This window comes from Neochlamydia sp. S13, assembly GCF_000648235.2.
GTDB lineage: Bacteria > Chlamydiota > Chlamydiia > Chlamydiales > Parachlamydiaceae > Neochlamydia.
The window spans coordinates 356,357-378,157 of record NZ_AP017977.1 but is presented as its reverse complement, the minus strand read 5'-3'; the positions used below and the strand labels follow the sequence as shown (position 1 = coordinate 378,157).

Sequence of the window (21,801 nt, the reverse complement as noted above, 5' to 3'; positions counted from 1 at the left end):
TATTAAAAAACTTAAATAGTAAGTTAGCTTTTTGAAGAGAGACTTTACTTGAAGGAGCTAATGAAGCGATAATAACTTTCTGGAGAGAGAATACGTAAGGGTGAAAGAGCCATTTGACAAAAAGATTGTCTTGCAACAGAGCGCTTAGGAGTAGCAAATAAGACAAACATTACAGCGCTTAGGATGACTAGAGGATAAAATAAAATGGCCATCACACCTATCACAGTATCGCGCTGTTTATTAATTTTTTTATCAGCATCATACCAGATTAATAAGGCTTCTTTAGATAAGAATCGCACTTTTTGCTTGGGCACATATTTAATGACTTCTCTTGGTTGATTGGAAAAGAAAGTTTTGATAAACACTTCCTCCATCTCCCCCCATTGAGAAGGAAGCAAATTTTTTAAAGCCTTGAGCAAATCTTTAGGTCGCAAGGTTTTCCTACTTAAAAAACTTTGTATTTGAAGAGAGGTAAGCTTCTTAAAAGTCTCTACCGTCATTCCTTGAGCCTCTCCTATTACTAAAGGATTTACACTTCTTAAAGCCTCAAGATTTAGATAAGGAAGGAAAAGTATAAGCTGCAAAGGAGCCACTCCCTGTACTTGGGTTTCATCTAATGCATTAATAATTTCTTGATCTAAAGCATGTTCAGGCTGTAATAAAGCAATTTGCTTGGCTAAAAGATAGGGATAAAATTTTTTATTTAGACGCAATAATGTCTCGCGACAAGAAATTTTCTTTACTTGCTCGACTGAAAGTTCTGCCAGGCCCTCTTTAGACAGGTGGCAAATTTGCTCTACATCTATTAAAGTTTGAATTAAGTGACGATGGGAGGCCGATAATTTAGCAATCTGGAATAAGTCAAGATAGGAGGCCAACGATGCATCCAGTAATTCTAGTTGGTCAATGTCTAAATAGGGCAAAGGGCAAGGTTGATTAATTTGTAACACTTGCTCATTAGAAAAATAAGAGGCTAACCGAGGGTCTACTTCATTCACCCAGGTAGGATTCATAGCTTGAATAAACGTTTGGGCCTCAGGGAAAATTTTTTCTTCCAAAGAATATTTTTTATAATCCTCAATTTTTAACAAATGCCAAGAATTAGAAGGCAATAAATGAAACTGCGAGGCCTTCAAGAGATAATATTTAACAGGCGCAACTTGTTGCAACTGTTCTAACTGAGTTAGATTGGCTAGACACTCATCAGGGATCAGTTTTATACATTCTGGCAGAAGAGCTGGGGCCATACAGGGACGGACGGTTTTAGCAAAACCTTCTAATCCTAACAGATCAATTTTTAATATTTGATAAGATCTTTGTCGATCTTTACTTAAGTTTACGAGTTCCTCGGGATTAATACGTCCCAGATGCTCCTTAGGCAAGTAATTTAAAGCCTCTCCTTTTAACCAATAGACTTTTTCTGCAGGCACTTGGGCAATTTGCTCAAGCAAACTCAGATGCCGCAAACGATAATTAGGGACTAGCTTTACCTGTTCAGGGGTGACATGTTCAAACTCTTCGGCAGGCAGATAATCAAAAAAGCTAGCACGTTCAAGCATCGCCACTTGCTTACTAGAAAAGAAACGAGCAAAGTGCCAGGGCACTTGATTTAACGCCTCTTGGTTTAAATTTGCAATTTCTTGATTCAACCACTCCGTTTCCTCAACTTTATTGCTAAAATGAAAAACGGGCGCCTCTGCAGGCTTTTGAGCTAAAATAGGATCTACAGCAAGTATCTGAGCTTGAATAGGATCTTTTGCTGCTTGTATGCTTAAGAAACGATACTTTAGCTCATAATTTTCCTTCTTTAGCTCATCTTCTACTAAGCGTGGATAAGCACGCAGGTAACACGCATTTCCATTAAAAAAATGGCCCCACCAAAGAGCTCGTTTGGTGATAGGTAGGCATTCTTGGGGAAGTATACTTTCTTCGTTTAATAAGTGTCCTTCTAAGTTCAGTAGCCAGCAATCCTTCAGCCGATAGTACTTGATTTGCTCCCGCCAAAAAGCCGCTTCTTTAAGATCAATAAATAAGGGAAAAAAGTGAGTGCCTTGTTGAATTAAAAGAAGATGAGCTGCCTTTTTCTGAGCTTTATGAAAAACTGGGAGGTCTATCTCATGAGAGCGAGCCAAATTTTCTGTCAAAAAAAGATCGGAGGGAAAAATTTGATAATAAGAAACTTCATAAGGAAGACGTTTAAGCAATTTGCGGAAAGTCGTTAAAGGAGGAAACTTGTAATCTAAGCAGTTCTCAGGGTTTTCCTTCAATTTTAACCAGGGAAATGACTCAGCGGCTGGCGCATCTACACGAACCGCATACTTTTGCACTTCCCTTAAAGATTCTTTTTGAATTTCCACATTAACTTCTAGCTGAATTTCCTTATGCTTTTGGACAAAAACTTGTGTCTCCCTATTAGAGGAAAAACCTTTAAAAATATGCCACGTTAAAGTATTTTTGGCCCATTCGACAATTTTTTCGGCTTTTTCTTCCAAGTTTTGTAATTCTATGGCCTCAAAATAAGGAAAACCCACTTTTTGGAAACGACTATTGGTAGCATTAAAATATTCTTGGACGACTTTATAGGCAGGCACCCTTTCTTTTAAATCTAGAAAAAGATTAGCAGGGTCTTCTTTAAAAGAGGTGTAAAAGAGCCACTCCATCGCTTGAAAAATTTCAAGGCCTTCCAACTGTGGGGTAGAAGTCATTAATTCTTGCATCATTTTTTGAATGACAGCTGCACAATAAATTTCTCGCACTTGCTGAAGAGCTGATTGCAATAATTGACTTTTTTTTCCCTCACTTTGATTGCGCAAGGCACAAGTGAAAAGCCTTTCTATTTCAGAAAGAGCAGGCTTGGACAAATTTTTAACGTTTTTAGTTAACACTTCTCCCGCCATTTTGTGGAAAATAATGTCCACGTTTTGGGCATAAAAAAAATTGCGCGCACGTAAAGTTCCTTGTAAGATAGTGCGTAAGGTAGTGGATAAAGGATCAAAAGTCATCGCCACCAGAGCATTGGCTTTAAAAGGAATATCAGAGCCTATCGCTCTTAGCTCATCAAAATAGATAAAGACCCGTTCTAAACGTACTCCTTGCTTTTCAAACTCTTCTCGACGGGTCATCGCTAGAGCGATAGGTTCCTTAAGTTCTCTTTTTAAGAGAAAAAATTTTTCCTGGGTCCCCCTCTTGCATAAAAATACTACGCCATCTATTTCCTCTTTTAAAGGCTGAAAATTTAAAATCTCTTCGGCTACTGCTTGATTAGTATAGCGTTTTAGCATCCCACTCGCATCAATTAAGGCTCTAAGACGGCTAGCAGCATCAGGCGTCCGTTTAATTAAAATAGCATTTAATATCTCCTGAGGGGTTGCTTTCTCAATTTCTGAAAGAAAACTTTTTTGGCTAGCGATATCCTGAGTAAGCTTGACTAAAATACGCCCTTCGATCCCTTGCTCAAGAATACAGCTGTCTGCTATTTCTTTAGGGAAGGAATCTTTATTGCCTAATGTTCCTGAGCAACCAATAAACTGTGCTCCCATGTGGCTAAGCGCAGCGGGCCCACAACTTAATAAAGAGCTATGATAGCGCAAGAATTGGTCAGAAAACTCGGCATAAAAATCTATACATCGCTGCGGGCTTGCATTTATTTCTTGAAGGGTTGCCTGTAGATGTTCTGGTGACCATTCCTGATGTAATGCTAATCCAATGAGTGCTTTAAAATGCTGAGCTTCAGCAGATTCTTCTGGTGAACAGTGGTAGATCTCAGAATAGTATAGAGAAGCTTCCCTCATTTGATCCCGGTATTTCATGAGGCGCTCTGGATGCACGCCCGCATTAATAGCTCCTTGAAAATAACAACAAGCGGCCACATAGATATTAGCAAATTCCGTATGGTTAGGAGCATCTACCCCTAAGTAAGGAATAATTTTGCCCTCCTCTGTAAAACCATATCTTTGTTTAAATCCTTTAGCAAGAGCGAGCGGCAAAATTTCATTACATAATTCTTTTATTAAAGCAACTGTTCCTAAGGCCTGTTGAATGGAACGTTGTGGCTGCATTTTTAAAGCTTCTAGGCTTCTCAAAAATTTAAGATGGCGCTTAGCCTGTTTACGCTTCTTTTCTTCTCTAATTCCTAACTTATCTAAAAATTCTACATCATCGGTAGCATTAATCCCTTTTAGCAGGCGTGTATCTATTTTCTCCAAAATGTAATCTTGCAAGGATACTTTGAAAGAGGCGTAGTTTTTGGGAGAAATTAAAGGAAAAAGAGGCGGATATTCACTTATAAGCACTTTTACGAGCCTAGGAAAGACCTGCTCTTGTAGTGTTTGCCTGGCCACGCAGGCTTGATTGTCTTCTAAAAGATTCAATAAAGGGGCAATTTTTGCATCGGTTGAAAGAACAACATAAATGTATTTAATGACTTCTAGGCTATCTTTTGAAATAGCAACTTCTAATCCAGCAGGAAAATTAATCTCTTCTAAGATGTTTAATAGGGAATCTACCTCATCGGCTAAAAAAAGACAGTGAGTTTTTATAAAATAAAGGATATGGGCTAGCTCTACAGCCCGTTTTAAGGTTAAAGGATCACAGTTGTCTGGCTCTTTAAATGCTTTAATTTGATCAATTAATTCCTGTCGGAGAATAAGCAAAAAACTAGCTTTCATTAATATTAAATAATTTTTGTCTTTGGCATGATGGAGTTGAGCTTTAAGGTAGTAAAGAATTTTAAGAGAAGCTAAATCTTCGCGATTAAAATCTAGATCTATCACATCTTGATGCAACCGTTTAAATTGTGTATTCATTAGATTGGACTTAAGAGAAGGATATTGGGAAGGGTGAGCTAAAAAAAGAGGCACGCGTGCGTTTTTTGAGGCTAACCTAGCAAGCTTTGCTAAGATCACACTTGTTTTTCCTCCCCCCATCATCATTTGAAAAACGACTGCAGGGCAATAGTCTCCTAGATTCTCTGTAAAAATCTTTCCTATCAGGAGATGCAATAATTGAGCTTGATCTTTGCGCATACGAAAACCCGCAATATGCTCAAAAAGCAAGGTTTCCAAATAGCTTTGGCTATCTGGGGAATAATTTTCGAAAGGATTTAAGAGCTCTCCAATCGCTTGCCATGCCTCCTGGGCAGCAGGCTCATCCTCCCAAGTTAGAGGGTGATGGCTTTGAATATGAATAATAGAGAGTAGATGACTTTTAACCGTTGCTATAATTTTGTTGCTAATGTGCCATTCTAAATATTCCTGCATACATCTTTGTAAAGATACTAGATCTTCTTCTAAAAAATAGGGATTGCGTCGTTGCAAAAAGGCTAGCTTTTGAGAGGATGTAGGGAGAAAAATGGTTTTAAGGCCATCTTCTAGCTCCATTTGAATTTTATCTTCTTTAACCTCTTTTAATTTTGCGAAAATTAGAGCGTTTATTTCCGTAGGCCTTCGATTTAAAATTCGCACAATGTTGTTGATCATCCCCACATCATTGCTTTCATAAGCATAGGTAGTGAGAATTTTATCAAGCTGCAAAATTGCTGGGAAAGTAGGAAGTAAGTAGTCTTGAGCGCCTTTTTGAAGCTCGATCCCTTTGTACCATTCCTTTCGATAGAAATCTAAATCATTTTTAAAAAAATCTTCTTCGTTACCTTCTATTTTAAAAGGACACGGTTCTTCATCGGATAAAGAAGGATAAACAGTGTAGTTAGCAAAATCCTCTTTGATTGCTTGAATGATCTGAAAAGGAGAAATGCTTTTACAATTTGCAAGTAGCAGGTTCATGTTGTAGGTAAAATCTAAGTCATGAAAGATTCTTCCCTTTTTTATTTCCTCTTTTTTTTCCTGTCTAGATTGCTGTTGGATAAGATTGGATTCTAGTTGAAAGGTGGGTAGAGTAGCTAGCAGTTGCTCAAACCACACCTGCACTTGCAAAGAATTTTCCGCATATCTCTTGGAATTTAAAGAGGGCAAAAGAGGGGCTCGATCTTCTTTTTGCAAGGCTACCTTAAGAGAAAGCTCGATAAAAGGGGGGATTTTTAGAGTCTCTAACGTATAGACTAATTCCCACTTTTCTAATGGAGAAGTATAGAGGGAGGAAAGCTTAAGATAATGATAGGCAAAAGCTTTTACAGGATAAGGTTGGCCCGGTAATAAGACCATTCCTAGGGGTCTTTCTATTCCTTCTATAAGCTCTAAAGTGAGATCTATAGGCTCTTTCCCACCGCTTAGGCCAGGATTTTTCCAACGAGCCAACAGGGACTTTTCCAAAATTTTGGCTGGCTTTTGGGTCATCACTATTTTCTGTCCTATTCTTAGCTCCTGTTTACGATTTTCCCATAAAGCTTTGTTCTTTTGGCCTGAATAAATTTTTAAATGCTCTGTGTTCTCAGATATCCAAAGCTCTATTTCTAAACTTAATCTAAGCGCTGGGGGGACTGAAGAGAGATGGCTTAAATAATGCTCGTATATTTCATCAATAAAGGTTAAAGGACTATGAAGAGGATCCCATCGACCTTTCAAATCGATTCCTTGATCAATTAAAACCTTATAAGCGATTAATTTTACTGAGGCTGCGGTAGCCGAGTGATCACACCCATCTGCTTGGCTATCAATAAGCCATTTTAGGATCAACTTTTCCGGCTGGTTTAAGCGATGGTGCGGTCTAATAGAATGCAAAAATTTAAAAGCTTGATAATAATCTTTACCGAGAAGAGATAAATAGGCGGCAAACAAATTTTCTTGGGGGGTCTCAGGACAAAAGCCATATAAGTTTACTTTAATTTCTATTCCTTCTATGGAAAGCAATTGAGAAGGAGTTTCTATTCCTCTTTTTTCTACCATAGGATAGACAATAGAGGAATGCCTATCTGCAACATGGCGTTGGAAGGGTAAGATTAGAGAAGTTTCTTCGTCTTCACTCAAGGGGTCCCCCCTTTTTCTCTTTATTTCGATCCCGTAAATTTTAAGAGGAGTGGATTTAAGTTTTATCCCATTTTCTATATGAAAGACTGAAGGTGCATAAAAACAAGCGCCTAATTGACGATCAAGGCTTCCTTTTTCATAAAAGTCTGTGTCCTGGCGTTCAAAAACAAGAGGTCTTCCGTGCGGCATACGTATATGGGGAAAAATCAATCGATCTCGATAATCGAAGAGGATCCCATGAATATAACGAGCAGCGTAAGTGTAATAATGCTGGCCAAACGCCCCCGTACACTTCTCCAGATTAGATAAAGATTCTTCCTCATTTTCTACCAGTTCAAGCCTCATGCCTTTTTCCGGGCCCTCTTGAAAGACAACAGCCCCTTGGTCATTTCTTAATAACCAAAGCTTATCTGGTTGAAAGTGATAATAGCCTCTAGCGGATAAATTTTCACAATTGAGCCACCATATACTGTCTTGACAAAGAGATGTAGGTAAATGCAAACATTTAGCCACTTGAAGAGGTGGCAGATAAAAATACCATTGCCCTTCGATCAAGCGTTGTAAAGAAAAAGGGAAGCTTTTATCACTGCTTAACCGATAAGTTCCGGTCAAAGAATCTGAAAGAATAATATAAGGATGGGATTTATCTACTTGCCAGACCCGCACACGATTAGAAAATAAACGTCTAAAGTCTACAGATTTAAGAATAGGGGCAGGAATAGGTAAATATTGACCTTTACTCGAAGATAAGCTGAGAAAGTCAAAATTTTTATTTTTTTGGATTTCTTGAATGAAGGCCGGCTGAGTCTTGTTTAGTTCAATATAGTGGCGCCACAGGCGGTAACGCATATTATACCACCAGGCCCCTGTCGCGGTATCCATAGAAACTAGTTTCTGCTCCAAATGCTTATGGAGTTCTGCGCCCTCATCTAAATAATCGTTCCAAACCTGTAAGGACAAATTTTTTCTTTCTTCTAATCCTATCAGCTTAAGTAAAAGGATTTTTATATCTGCAGCTTGCTGATCAAACGTTTTGGTTTTCTGCAGACATGCTTTTAAGTCTAGTATCCACTGCGCATGGAACATTTTTAAGGTATAACTAACGCTTTTGCAACCCACAGATGAAGATAGATCAGCTAAACGAATGGTAAGATTTAAAAGACATTTGCACTCTTCGCTAAGAATACCTTTATTTAAATTCTTAGCAAAAATGGCGGTAGAGTCTAAAAAACCTTTAAGAACAGTATTTAAAACTTGAGGGTAGAGCTTAAATTCCTCTAGTAAAGGAAATATTTCTGTCCCCTCTTTATTTATCACAATTTTAAAAAGATAACTTTCCAAAAAAAACCTAAAGCGCTCGATTTTGAAATTTGAAATTTGGTACTTTAATTTACTTAGTAGTTCTACAATCGTTAAAGTAGGTTCAGCAGCAGCTTCTTCAAATGTAAGGCTAAGATGGCTCATCTCTTCCTCTACACCTACAAAACGCTTTAAAGTTTTATTTTGATTTTCTCTCCACTTCTCTTTGGAAAGTAAATTTCTTTGATTAACATCTAGTCTTATTTTTTTATCCCTACCCTCCAAGAAGAAATCGAAGCGCTGCTGGTGATTCTTAGCATAGGTCAGGCTAAAGCCTAAGCCTTTATGGAAAGTGACAATATTTTCATGGCCTACATGATATCTAGATCTTTGATCGCTTAGAAGGTGAACATGCATAGCTATATTTACAAGTTTAGACAAAGCGTTAATCCAAGGATCGGCAAGGTCTAGCTTATATGGCAAATGGTTTTGAATTTTTACATTTACTAATTCGGCTAATAATAATTGCCCTGGAGTAACGGCTTGTAGGCTATCTAAGCGTGTCCTTCTTTTTAGATGGTAATAATGCTGGTTAATCTCATTTTTGATCGTAGGGTAAGCCTGTAAAATTTCTTCAGCAAAACGACCGTCGGCTGTATCGTCAAAACTTTCCTTGCCTTTTTCATGGAATAAAAAAGCAGGCTTTACCTCTGGGGTATGCCACCCTTTGATAAAACTTAGTGTATCTAACCTATCACTCCAGGAAGAATAGGACTCGCACTGAAAATAGGGACTAGTAGTTAAAGCTAGATAGCCCTTAAAAGCCGGTTTAAATTGATTTAATACCTTTTGATCATCCAGCTTTTCACAGAGAGCATAAGCAATTGCTAATAAGCGCACTCCACTATTTTGCAGAGAAGATAAAAAACGCCACTGTTGGTGAAATGCATGCTTAGCAAGCCTTTCTGAAAAAATAGATAATAGATGTAAAGCCTTCCTAGATTCCTGAATGGATAATTTCATCCAATCACTTTCAAGATGAGGTAATGATAAATTCATCACTTCTGAAGTTAAATAAGGTATCACCCATTCATAATCATAAGATTCAAAAAAATTTATTTTATCTTTTATATTTGATAGTTTATCAATGACCCCTTCATTAGCTATAGGCCCCTCTCTACTTACATCTAACTCCTTTACCGCAGGAGGGGTTAGAGGAGAATGCAATGTAGATTCAATAGAACTAAGATACTGTAAGCATTGTTGTGTACTTTTTTTAATAAGAAAAGATTGATTTACTGCCAACTTACAGGACTTAAATCTATCATCGGCAGGAATAAACTCGCGCAGCCATTGTTCGGATTCTTGCTTTAATTGTTCTAAAGTACCGACAGCAGCTTCATACAATTCATATAGGGCTATAGAAATTCTATCTTTACGCTTGAATAGATGGCGAGCCGAAGTAATTAAAGCCTTATTAAGGAGCCCTAATCTAGCATTTAAATTTTCGCTCCTACAAGAAAGAATAGATTTTCTAATCGCTAAGACTAAAACTAAACCGGCTATCACCATAAAGGCTTTATAGAGCTCTAAGGAGAACGGTGACGTCGTGTGAGCTTCTATCCATCGATGAATGAATGCTGTCATTGCTTTTAGCTTATGGGCATGCTGTAATTGGATTAGACGACTCTTAGACTGGGGATCAATCAAATAGGCACGCAAAGGCTCAAAAGCTATTAGGCAAGCATGCCCGGCAACATCGAGGGCCTGTGAAGTTTTCCATAAGATGTCTGCATGAATAGCTAGAGGTTGTTGAAAATTAGGTCCTAACAGATCATCGCTAGGAACAGCGGCGTAATATCTTAAGGGATAGGCTTTCTCATCGCCGAAAGCATATTCTCCGAAGAATTTTCTACTATTTTTCTCTACCGTAAAAAGTTCTATATCGAATGTATTGCCTACATTTTTGCGATAAAGAACGACATTTTCTAAACTTTGCCCCCACGCGGTTTGATGAGTTAAAGGAAGTATAAAAATTTTATTTTCCTCTAAATGAAAAAGACGAGAAGTAATTTCTGCAGGGGTAAGGGCTAAATTATCTAGCAAGCTTTGAAAAACATATAATAAATCTTCACCCATTTCTGCACCCAAAGCAGGTGCCAATTGAGGTAGACCAGCTGCCAGGGCTATCCATATTTTTAATAGACTTTGAGGATCAATTTTGTTAGGATTTTCTTCTGTTAACAAGGCTTCGGCTACTTCTTCAAAATTAGCTATTTTACTAATTTGCTCTGCCAGTTGATCATAAGCCTCATTTAAAAGGGGAGCTTTAGGATGGGTTTGAAGAAAAAGTTTAGAAATTTCGTTATCAAAAATTTTCTGTTCTTTTAAAAAACTTTTAAGCGCATGCGTAGCATTCATCCGTTAGTAAATACTTTCCTTCATTATAAATTAATAATAAAAGTTGGAATAGCTTATAATAAAAATTATTGACTCTACCCTAATGTGCGTTAGGCCTCGCTATATACAATCTTATGAATAGCACTAATATAAGTTTCTAATTGATCAAAATAGGGGCTAAAATCTAAATAAAAATCAATATCACAAACGGTAGGCTGACGATTTTTAAAAAATTCGCTTCTCTTCAGCTGTCTCACAAAGCTAAAAAATTTTGAATCATAAAATTTTGCATTTATCAAAGGTTCAATATCTACAAGCTTGCTTATAGAATCTCTAAAAATTGCTTGCTTACTATAAAATGATAACCGCTTAAATGCATGGAGGGTAGGAGCTGCCTTTAATAGCTTTTTAGCTTCTTGGTTTTTGGCTTTTTGCTTAGCAATTTCATGCAGGCAAGCATTCTCAGCAGCTCTCCTTGTATCCTTATCCTTTAACAGCCTTTTTAAGGCCTCTAAGGTTTCTTTAGTTTTTGTAAAGAAAAACAACCTAATGAAAGTATATCCTACCTCATTGGAATGAATGGCTGCCTCTAGCTCTTCTGTATACCCTTTTTCTACCAAGATATCTTTTAGAAATATACCGAGAGTATAGTAAACTTCGTAGGTAGGCCCTTGTATGTCTGCAGCTAGGTTTCTCTCTAGCTGCTCTTGAATGCAGGCAAAGTCTTGATACATTTGCCAGATGCTGGTTTTGAGGTCTTCATCAGCCGCTATTTCTTCCTGCATGGAGGCTAAACATTCGCTATAAATTTTTTCTTTAGCCTTGTATAAAGCTTGGAACTGCGGAGAATAATACTCCCCTAAAGCCAGCATTTCCTGAGCAAAATTAAATAAATCAGCTTTTCCACAAATCGAAATTAACCATTCTGCGGGAGAAGAAAGATCCGCGTAAGATTGTTGGAATTCCTCAAATTTTTCATGGTAAATTGTTCTTTGCTCAGGTAAAGTGTTTTTAGCATTCTCAATAGCTCTTTGGAAAGCAGCCATTAAATGAGCATCTTCTAAGAAAGGGGAAAGAAGTCGGATAAATTGGCAACAATCCTGCTGCTCTGTATATAAATTTAAAAACTTTTCTAGGGCAATAGCTATCTCTTTGCTCTCTTCATACAAATGATCTAAAAGACACGCTCGCTTACGTTTAATTAATTCCTCAACCCCTTGCTGCAGATGTCTATACTCTTTTGCCTGGTCTATTAAATTTTTATAAATTTTTTCTAAAGGAATAACTTGATTATCCGCTATATCGCTAGCAGAAGATTTGCTTCTTAAAGGAGACTCTCTAAATTCGAGGGCTGGAGCAAGGTCAAATAAAGGCTGCGGGGGTAAAGGATTTTTTTCATTAATTTCTAAGCTACTTTTTTTATAATAATGAATAAATTTTCTTTTCTTTAGATTAGCAAAATCAATCTGCGCCTCTCGGTTACATTTATAACAAAAAAGATACCCGCCCAAAGTATAGATAATTTTTATAGCTATTTGGGCAGCAATTTTTATCAACTGCCAGCGGGTCATGTCACTTTCGTACTTAAAATAGCGGTCATCTTCTGATGCTATTAACGTCCCCTTATCATTGCCTAAAGTTGAATCTGGATGATAGTACACCGTTAAAGACATCTATCACCTAAACCCAAGCAGACGGGGGAAAAGAAGCTTAACATTGCCTTTATTTATCATTATAAAGCCCCTCAAGCACTTAAAAAATTAGCTTAGCAAACTGTATGTTTTTTCCTTGAGTACTCAATAGATTGATCTTTACAGGATTAGCCTCACAGATAGCAAGAAGAAAACTACACGCCTTAATATGTAAAAGATTGCCGCTCCTGAGATCTATGGCGCATCATCATGCCTCTTACTACAAGCTTTTCTTAAACAAATGTTTTTTAGAAAATAAGCTGTCTGTCGCTCTATTCTCTTTTTTCCCATTAACTTATAAAAAATTGCAGGTAGCAAAGCGGATAAATTTTAGCAACAAAAGGAAGGGGTTTCAGAGCGCATATTTCTTTCCTTATAAACTTTAAGCCTTGCATATTTGCTAATATATGCTTACGCTAATAAGTATTTTCTGTTAGTTGGAAGCGATTTTGCGCACTAAAATTTATTATCCTATAAGTATAAGCTGCTGCCTTTCTCTTTAAAGAAAGCGCCAAAAACAAGTAAAAAATGCTTTTACTTAGCTTAACAAGTCGATCTTTCTCATCAATCAGGCGCACTCCCAGGAGCTGTTTTCTTTAGATAAATTTGAGGTGTATAACATTGAGGTGAATAGAGACACCAATCATCTTCCTCTAAGCTATCATTAATAGAGTTGGCTTTTAAAGCGTCTAACTTCTTCAAGATATCAGGAATTTTTTCCCTGGCAGCGCGCCTTCCTGCTTCATAAATCTGGTCTCTTAAATGATCACTAAAAGTACCAATATCACAAGTTTTAGGACGGATAATTACATCCGCATGATGACAGCAGGTCTCATTTTGCCACATAAAGGCTATCTCTGCACTACGGGTGGCTACTTCAAAAAGATTGGTGGGAAAAGTACGTGGTAAAAGTTCACAAAGATCTACCGCGATAATAAGCTCAGCTCCTATATCAAACGCCACCTCTACAGGAACTGGATTGACCACTCCCCCGTCCACTAGTATACGTCCTAGGTGTTCTTGAGGTACAAATATAAAAGGAATCGAGCAAGAGGCCTGGACGGCTTTTTCCACATCTCCTGACCCTATGGGAATCAATTCTCCTGAATTTAAGTCACTAGCCACTATCACTAAAGGAATTTTTAGCTCTTCAAAAGTTTCGGATTTTAAATATTTATTTAAAACTTTACTTAACGAGCGACCCTGACAAAGACCATAACGACACTGCCATAAATCAAAATCTAACAAAGAAGCTGCCTTTAAGTTCCAAACAGCTTCTTTAATATATTTAGCACAAGGGTTATCTGCATATAAAGCGCCTACAATACTGCCTGCACTACATCCAACTATTAAATCCACCGATATTCCTGCAGCTTCAAGTTCTTCAATAACTCCTACATGGGCCATACCACGCACGCCACCACTCCCTAGGACTAATGCGACACGAATCTTTTTAGGGACGTAAAATGAAGGCACAGAAGGAGGATTTACAGTCGGCACGAGACGATGAGAGTAACGACACCCACTCACAGAGAAGAGCAATAAAAGGAACATTAAAGCAGTAAAGAATCTAATTTTTTTTTCAACTGTAAGAAGTGTTTTATTAATAGGGAATCTCATTATTTCTCATCTGCAGGGATTTATATGGCTCTATTTTGCCTAGCACAGCGTATAAATAGTAAAAGAAAAATTTTATAGTCAACAAAAAAAAAATCATCTCTCAAAAAAAGCCATTTAACTCATGCATTCTTCCTGAAATATTAGTGAAATGTTTAGTGGGCCACTTAAGCTTGCCTAGACATAAAAAAGTTGCGATTTCATTTAAGAGCTTAAGTAAGTAGGTAGATCTCTCTCGGACTTTAAGACTTTAAAAAACAAGGCATTTAGCTTAAGCTAGCAGTTAATTCCTTGCTAGATTTTTTTAATATTCAGGGATAAAAAGAAATTAATACCCTTTAAAAAAGCTAAGTCTGCATACCTAACCTTATGAAAGTTGCCTCTCTACTTAATGAGAGGAATTTTATAAAGTACGGGATTACATAAGAAGTAGCTTGAAAGCATATAACTTTAAAGATAGCCTCTGTTATTCAACGACTTAAAGCTATAGGGAAGGAGAAGTAAGCAGATCCAAGTTAGATAAATTTTGTTTAAGTTACGAAACTTAACAAAGCTATAAATTTATCCAACAACATTGACTAGCATTTAGCCATAGTTCCAGCAACATCCTAATGGATGAATAGCAGCAACAGCTTTCAATCAGATAGGCAAATGCTAAAGGTTGTTGAAAAATTAGGCATTTCTTGCCTCTCTCGTAAGCTAGAACTTATCAATCAAGGCCCTAGAGCTAGGCGAAAAATGAACATACCACCGATTGGAGGTTGTATAGACTGTAAAGCTGCTTTAAAGCAGTAAATTGACCTTTAGATTCTTTCATCTTTTTTAACAATATAAAGTAAAATATCTCCTTGCTGTAAAATAGTAGGAGAAAGAGGATTTAAAATATGCTTCCCGTTCCTTTCTAAACCTACAATAAGCCCTTTTATATGCTGCTTAACAATGGCACTTGAGATAGGCACATGAAGAAGGCAAGGGTTTGCATCGACATACATTTTTTGAATCTCCATAGCTGGAGACTCCTCTAAATCCACAACCTCTTTAATACGTTGTATCGATAAATTGAATCGGTTAATTTCCTCATTTTCTCCCAAAACGACCAATTCATCCTCCGGCAAAATTCGCTCTTGAGCATTAGGTAACCAAATTGTCTTTAGATGCCTTTGGATGGCCACGATATTAATTCCAAAAGATGGACGTAAGCGACACTCCTCTAAACTTTGGCCAATAAAAGGAAAATGCTCTTTAACTTTGATTTTTACCAAGGTACTATCCCAAGGAGCTAAGCCTTGTAAGAGAGTCTCATCTAGCTCATGTTTGCAAGTCAAATTATTAATCAGGCGATTTTCCAACCATGTGTAACACCTCTTAAGCGGCCGAAAAAATAGGGTAAAGTAAATAGAGAGAACAATGCTTAGCGGAATTGCTACCCAGGGAAAGGAAAGGTATAGACAAGATAACATGCTCAATTCAGCGGCGGTGATGACCCAGAGCAATATCTGTAACATGCAGGCTTTTTTGTTGGCTTTTGAAGAAGGATAGGTAAATAACATTGCCCAAATAAAAGGAGAGGCTAGTATGTAGAGCATTAACCAAAAGATAAACTGAAATGGCCATTGTTGATCTACTATAGGAAGAAAGCGAGGAATAATCACTTGGGCACTTATTGTCGCTAAGATAGCCATAATGATAGCATTGACAATGAAGCGCACGATCTTTTTTTCTTCCATCCCCTTGGGCCCCAAGTGGCCCCTCACAATAGGAAGTATCCAAGCATGATATTTTTTCAATAGCATGGCCCCCTTCTGAGGCATAGAGTTTTCAATACGATAGCTAATCTGCAGGCTAAGTTTTATCAAATAAGGGGTAGCAAAAGTGGTAATTGCTGAAATAGCGACCACGATAGGATACAAGGATCCATCGGTAGCTACCAATGAACTTCCTAATCCAACAATGATAAATGAAAACTCTCCTATTTGAGCCATGCTAAAACCGATCCTTATTGAATCAGAAACCCTTTGTCCTGCTAATAACGCTCCTAAGCCGCTAGTTAAAAACTTGCCGGTAATAGTTACTAAAGAAAGGATGAGAATAGAAGGCCAATATTTTATAATTAGTAGCGGATCAATTAACATTCCTACCGATACAAAAAATACTGCAGCAAATATATCCCGGATGGGCAAAGTTAATTTTTCGATTTTATGGACTAAAGGTGTTTCGGCTAGAATAGAGCCCATAATAAAGGCACCTAATGCAGCCGAATAGTTAAAGTAAACGGCTACAGAGCTAAGGAAAAGGCATAATCCTACAGAGATAATAGTCAAAGTCTCGGCAGTAATATAATTTTGTATTTTCCGCATAATATAGGGCAAAGCAAAATAGCCTACAAGAAACCAGCTGGTAATTACCTGCAAAAGCTTTAAAGAGGTTGATACGATTCGGGTGGAGAGAACTTCTCCAGGAGCCCCCAAGGTTGAAACATATACTAGCAATAAGATAGCTAGCAAATCTTCCATTAGAAGTACCCCAACCATTAGCTCAGCAAATGAGAACCTTTTTAGATTAAATTCTTCCAAGGCTTTAACAATAATAGTAGTGGAAGAGATCGATAAAGCGGCGCCTAACAAAAGGCATTCATAGGGAGACCAGCCGAGTATTTTGCCCGCAAAAAAACCGATGATAACCATTAAGGCAACTTCGAATAAACCTATAATAATCGCCGATAGCCCTAGTCTTCTTAATTTACCGAAAGTAAATTCTAAGCCTAATGAAAACATTAAGAAAATTATCCCAAGTTCAGCGAGTAATTTAATTTCAAATTCATCATCGATTAAGGAAAAAGGAGGAGTGTAAGGGCCGATAATAATACCTGCTATCAGATAACCTAGGACAGTAGGCTGCTTAATCTTTTGAAAAAGTACAGTCATTATGGCCGCTATGCATAATACTACTGCTAGATCTTCTATAAGAGGTGGTTGATGCATAGTCACCTAATTTAATACTCTATTGGCCATTCTACCTATTTCATAAGAGTAATCAAATGAAAAACATTATTTTTTTTCATTGATGTATAAAGCTTTTCTATTCATCGATTATACATTTTGCTTTCATAGATAAATGAGGTTAGAGTCGGTTGTTGCTAAGCTTTTCAAACCTTTAATTCATAAAAGATTAGAGAAGATAGAATCAAAAAAAGACGAGGAAGACACTAGCTGTAGGCTTAATAAAAATTTAAAGAATGAAGCAAAAATTTTAAAAAAAACTGACTTGCAAAGATTTTATAAAAAGTTAAAGCGAAAAGATATCAAGGCTTTTGAACTATTTCTAGGCAAGATTAACTTATACCTATATGAAAGATAGCTGTCCTTTCTCTAATGATTAAATAAGCCATGCATGGAGTAAAAGTTAATAAAGGATATTAGAGACTTAAACGATAACTTATAAAAAATGAATGGAACAAGCAGACTGAAAAAATACCCCACTCCCTTTATGAAATTTATCCATGAAACGATCTCTTTTTAAAACGAGCCTAAAAAAATTTATCTTAAATATTAACTTTATTTTTTACTTCCCTACCCTTGTTCTGTATGCTTTTAAGCAGCTAACATTTTTATGGATGAGTAATCTTAAAAGCTGGGCTTATCAAACACTTGCCTTAGCCAAGAAAAAAAGCATACTAAGCGATTAGCTTTATTTAAGAACTCACTCATTGTAAAATGAGGTTCTTAAAGTTTATGCTTCATTAGTAGCCGGCTATATAAGATTCCCGCTAGAAGTCCACCTATGATAGGCCCTATCCAGTAGACATATTGATAAGCCCACTCGCCTGCCACAAGAGCAGGGCCAAAAGCTCTAGCAGGATTCATGGCAGCCCCGGTTAGTCCCCCTCCCATTAATATGCCACATAAGATAAAACCCCCGATCGCAAATCCGCCGATGCCTTTAGAATCCCCTCGTGTGTCTATAACCGTTCCATAAACCACTAGCACGAGTAAAAAAGTCAAGGTAGCTTCAGTAAAAATTCCTACGGAACTAGATAAGCTAGACTCTATCATAGGAGTTCCTAACTTAGCTAGAGAAAGAGTAGCAGCAGGAAATATCCCTTGTAAAGCAAAAGCTCCTACAATAGCGCCTAAAAGTTGAGCGACTATTTCAGTAAAGGTAAGAATCGTACTTTGCTGGCCACCAGCCCACACTGCCAAACTCACTGCGGGATTAAACTTTCCTCCCGAAATGTGTGCCAACGCTGATACCATTACTGCAAGGGCAAGGCCATGAGCAACAGCGATTCCTAACAACCCCACTCCCCCATGGGTCATCTCATTTAAGCAAATGGATCCTGCACCAATAAAGATGAGAGTAAATGTGCCAATAAATTCTGCTAACAACCAAGCTATATTCATATAAACCCCCTTTCCCCTCTATTTGTAAAAAAAAGACCGCTACATTTTGCTAACAAACAAGTAAATTTTATAAATTTTTATCATAAAACACTTCTATACATAATAAAATTAGCAAATAATCTCAAGACTTTTAGAAAAGAAAATATTTGAGGAATGTTTTTTATAAAATATTATTTACAAAAAATTGAGAGAAAAAGAGTAAGCGTTCGCGAGGGATAAAACTACTTAAGTTTCTAAAGATAAAGAAGTAATGTAAACCGGAAAGTGCAATAAATAGAAAAGACAGCTATTTGCAAGCATTTTTGACTTTGCAGATACCCTCAAAATCACCTTTAAAGCTGGGCCTACCTTGTGACCGCTTACAAAAAAGAGGGTTTTCTGCCTTTACCAGCAACTAAAAAGTTTTTTCTTAATATTTTTCTTTCAGGCTCTGGTGTTTAGCGGTTTAAGAAAAGGTATAGAGCTATTGTTAAAATTTGATGTTAAATAGACGAGGTTAATTGAATATCTAATTGATCTATCTCAAAAGTTTCTCCTATTAATTTCAGATCGAAAACCATTTCTTGCAAGGTTTCATGGTTTTCAAAGACTTTTTGAGGACAAGAAAAATAAAGATGTATCCCTGAGAAAAAAATCTCCAGCTCGGTATGGATAAGTTGGTGGGGATAAGGTAATTTAAAAGAATAAAGCTGAGTTAGTATGGCTTCTTTTTCAACAAGCCCATCCCTCCTTAAATATTTAAATTCACACGCCTGCTCGTTAAAAATAACATAAATTTGATTTTTTTCTTCCTTGGTAGAGAGCCTAGGGGTTTTAAGAGAAAGATTTTTTTGACGGAATTTGCTTCGTCTGGTGTTTAACATCGCATTACTAATTAAATAAACAAGGTTTTGCTGAAGAAAGTTATAACTTATTTTTAAATAAATTAAAGCTTGATCGAGAGAAATTTTTTTACTAAAGTTTTTTTCTACCTCTTCATTTAGCCTTTCCCTATCGATAAGATGGAAATTTATAAGCATCTCATATCCTTTTTGTAGGTCGGAAATTACTTTTTTTTCCTCGGGATAAAAGTTTTTTAATTTATCGATAAGAAATTTAAATAAGTGAGGGCTCCCAAAGAAGCGTGCACTAAAGATTTCTAATAAAGAATAAAAACGCTCGTCCGCTGTCTTTCCTGATATAGCGAGGGTTTGGCCTTCCTCATATAAATGGATAATATTATCCTCCTCTACTAAAATGCGTTCAATATCACTAAAATTCTCTAAAGGATTTTTTATTAAATTATCTATTACTTTCTCTTTTAAATCTTGCTTAGAAGAAATTTCACTTTCTCTTAATTTTAAATTTTCAAGCAATTTTAAATGAATAAATTCTAATTGGGGATTTAGCTGCCTCTCTAGGTGATCTTCAATCAAGCTAAGAGTTTTGACTAATATTTTTCCAATCAATTTTAAAGGTGTAGTATTGATGGTGGACAAAAGTGACGTTGCATTTTCATTTATTAAATAGACAATTTTTTCCACAAGTGTTCCCTTAAAACAATCTTGCATTCCTAACTTGGGATCAAAAGACTTAATATGTTGGCTAAACTTTAGCAAACTAACTTTATGGGCCTCTACGATAGATTTTAATTGCTTTAAGTAAAGATAATCATTGGAAATTTTGGCATATTCTAACGTTTCAATTGATTCTATGCTTATCTCCTCTTTTTTCCTCAAGGTAATATTTAATGAGGAAAGGGAAGAGAAAGAAGTACTTTGTTTTACCCCTGGTGAAAATGAGACATTTCTGCGAGGAGACGAAGAATTATTTATCTTTGAAGCCCCCCCTGCCATAAATAATTGTATTTTATCCTGCAATAAATAATTTCTTTTTTCAAGTCGACCGATATTATTAAATAATTCTGCTGTATGAGGAGCATACTTTTTAATAATTTTTTTATTACGTTCAGTCATCAACTCTGCATCCAAAAAGATTTTATCCTTTAAGAATTTTTGAACTAAATCTAAAAGCCTCGTTTCATGCTGGGCATCCCAGATTGGAGAAACCTTATCTAACGACGATTCGGAAAACTTTTCCGATTCCTCAAAAAACTTCTCTAAAGCTAGCTTTAAAGCCTTTTCCGCTTCCTTTAAGCCTTCCGAAAGATATATTTTTTCTTCAGAGGCTTTAATAACCTCGTAGCCTAGTAAACGTAAAGATAGTAAAACAGCATGCAAAGGGAGATTTCTAGCTTCTTTTAGAGAAATTACCCCTTCCTCGCTTTTAAAAAAATCGTAAATATTTATCTCCCTAGGAGTAGGTGAAAAAATTTTTATACAATCGCTACAACCAAAAGAGTTACTTTGAGAATAGGTACTCAGCTCAAAACTCGTGGAAGAGTTTAACCGATGCATGGAAAGTGATGAATCAGCACAATTGTTATTCAGGAGCGGGCGAGAAAAGAGTGAATTTTTTAAAGTAAGCTTCTCTCCCATTTCTTCCTCTTTAGCAGCTAAGCGTTCTTTTTCTAAGTTACGTTTCCGTACACTAGCTGTTATTTTTTTCTTAGTGGCCCCTTGTTCGGGTTCTTGAGGCGGCGTAAAGAGGGTAATAAGATCTTGTACTGAATGATGTTTTCCTTTGGTAGAACCACGAGCATCAAAATCTTTGCTATTGAGATTATTTTCTTGGCTTTTATGTATAGAATTAGGAATAGTATTCATCTGGCGCCCTCTTTTTTAAATTTATTTTATATATGCTTAATTTTCATGTTATATACAAGTATTTTATTCTTATAACAAAATGGATACCTAAGAATAAAACATTTAAAGAACTTTTTACCCCCTAGATTTAAATGAAAAAAAATTTAACTAACCTGCAGGAACGCCCACGATGTGCTTGGGTGCCAAAAGATCATCAACTTTATGAAGCATATCATGATAACGAATGGGGTGTCGCCGTCCATGACGATCTTAAGCACTTTGAGTTCTTAATTTTAGAAAGCGCTCAAGCTGGCCTCAGTTGGGAGACAATCCTTAAGCGCCGTCTACATTATGCCGAAGCTTTTGCTAATTTTAATTGGATAGAGATAGCTAAATTTAATCAGCAGAGAGTAGAAAATTTAATGAAAAATTCGGGGATTATCAAAAATCGTTTAAAAATCCAAGCGGCTATTAACAACGCTCAAAGATTCATGGAAGTCCGTGAAGAATTTGGCACTTTTGATGCCTACGTTTGGCAATTTATAGGAGGGAAAACTAAAAATAATTATCGGAAAAGTATCAAAGAAGTTCCCTCTGAAACAGAAGAATCGCGAGCCTTGAGTAAGGATTTACGACGTCGAAATTTCAAATTTGTAGGCCCTACTATCATGTATGCTTATATGCAAGCAGTGGGTATGGTTAATGACCATACACAAGACTGCTTCTGCTATGTCCAAGAAAGCTAAATATTGAATATTAATAGGTTAGAGATAAAAACCCTTGCTTACTA

7 protein-coding genes are annotated in these 21,801 nt (G+C 36.7%); 1 reads left to right on the top strand and 6 read right to left on the bottom strand.

Features of this window, described 5'->3' with window-relative positions; all coding sequences use genetic code 11:
• Positions 1-44: 44 nt before the first annotated feature.
• The 6 genes from TY21_RS01410 to TY21_RS01385 form a co-directional block, all read right to left on the bottom strand.
• Positions 45-10,640, bottom strand: a complete 10,596-nt coding sequence (locus tag TY21_RS01410; RefSeq protein ID WP_042239833.1) for a DUF3638 domain-containing protein — start codon at positions 10,638-10,640, stop codon at positions 45-47.
• Between the two features lie 89 nt (positions 10,641-10,729).
• On the bottom strand, positions 10,730-12,292 hold the full coding sequence (locus TY21_RS01405; RefSeq protein ID WP_042239831.1) for a hypothetical protein: 1,563 nt from the start codon (positions 12,290-12,292) through the stop codon (positions 10,730-10,732).
• A gap of 582 nt (positions 12,293-12,874) precedes the next feature.
• Positions 12,875-13,930 carry a patatin-like phospholipase family protein gene (locus TY21_RS01400; protein ID WP_232044376.1) on the bottom strand — a complete coding sequence of 352 codons (1,056 nt, stop codon included), beginning with the start codon at positions 13,928-13,930 and terminating at the stop codon, positions 12,875-12,877.
• 800 nt (positions 13,931-14,730) lie between these two features.
• Positions 14,731-16,908, bottom strand: coding sequence for a cation:proton antiporter (locus tag TY21_RS01395; protein ID WP_052354441.1), 2,178 nt, complete (start codon positions 16,906-16,908; stop codon positions 14,731-14,733).
• Between the two features lie 741 nt (positions 16,909-17,649).
• Entirely contained in the window at positions 17,650-18,327 is a 678-nt protein-coding gene (locus TY21_RS01390; RefSeq protein WP_042239820.1) for an MIP/aquaporin family protein, read from the bottom strand.
• Between the two features lie 482 nt (positions 18,328-18,809).
• Entirely contained in the window at positions 18,810-21,032 is a 2,223-nt protein-coding gene (locus TY21_RS01385; RefSeq protein ID WP_042239819.1) for a hypothetical protein, read from the bottom strand.
• 131 nt (positions 21,033-21,163) lie between these two features.
• On the opposite strand from TY21_RS01385, the gene TY21_RS01380 reads away from it, so the two are divergent.
• The gene (locus tag TY21_RS01380) at positions 21,164-21,757 is read left to right on the top strand and encodes a DNA-3-methyladenine glycosylase I (protein ID WP_042239817.1); all 594 of its coding nucleotides are present in this window, start codon (positions 21,164-21,166) and stop codon (positions 21,755-21,757) included.
• Positions 21,758-21,801 lie beyond the last annotated feature (44 nt).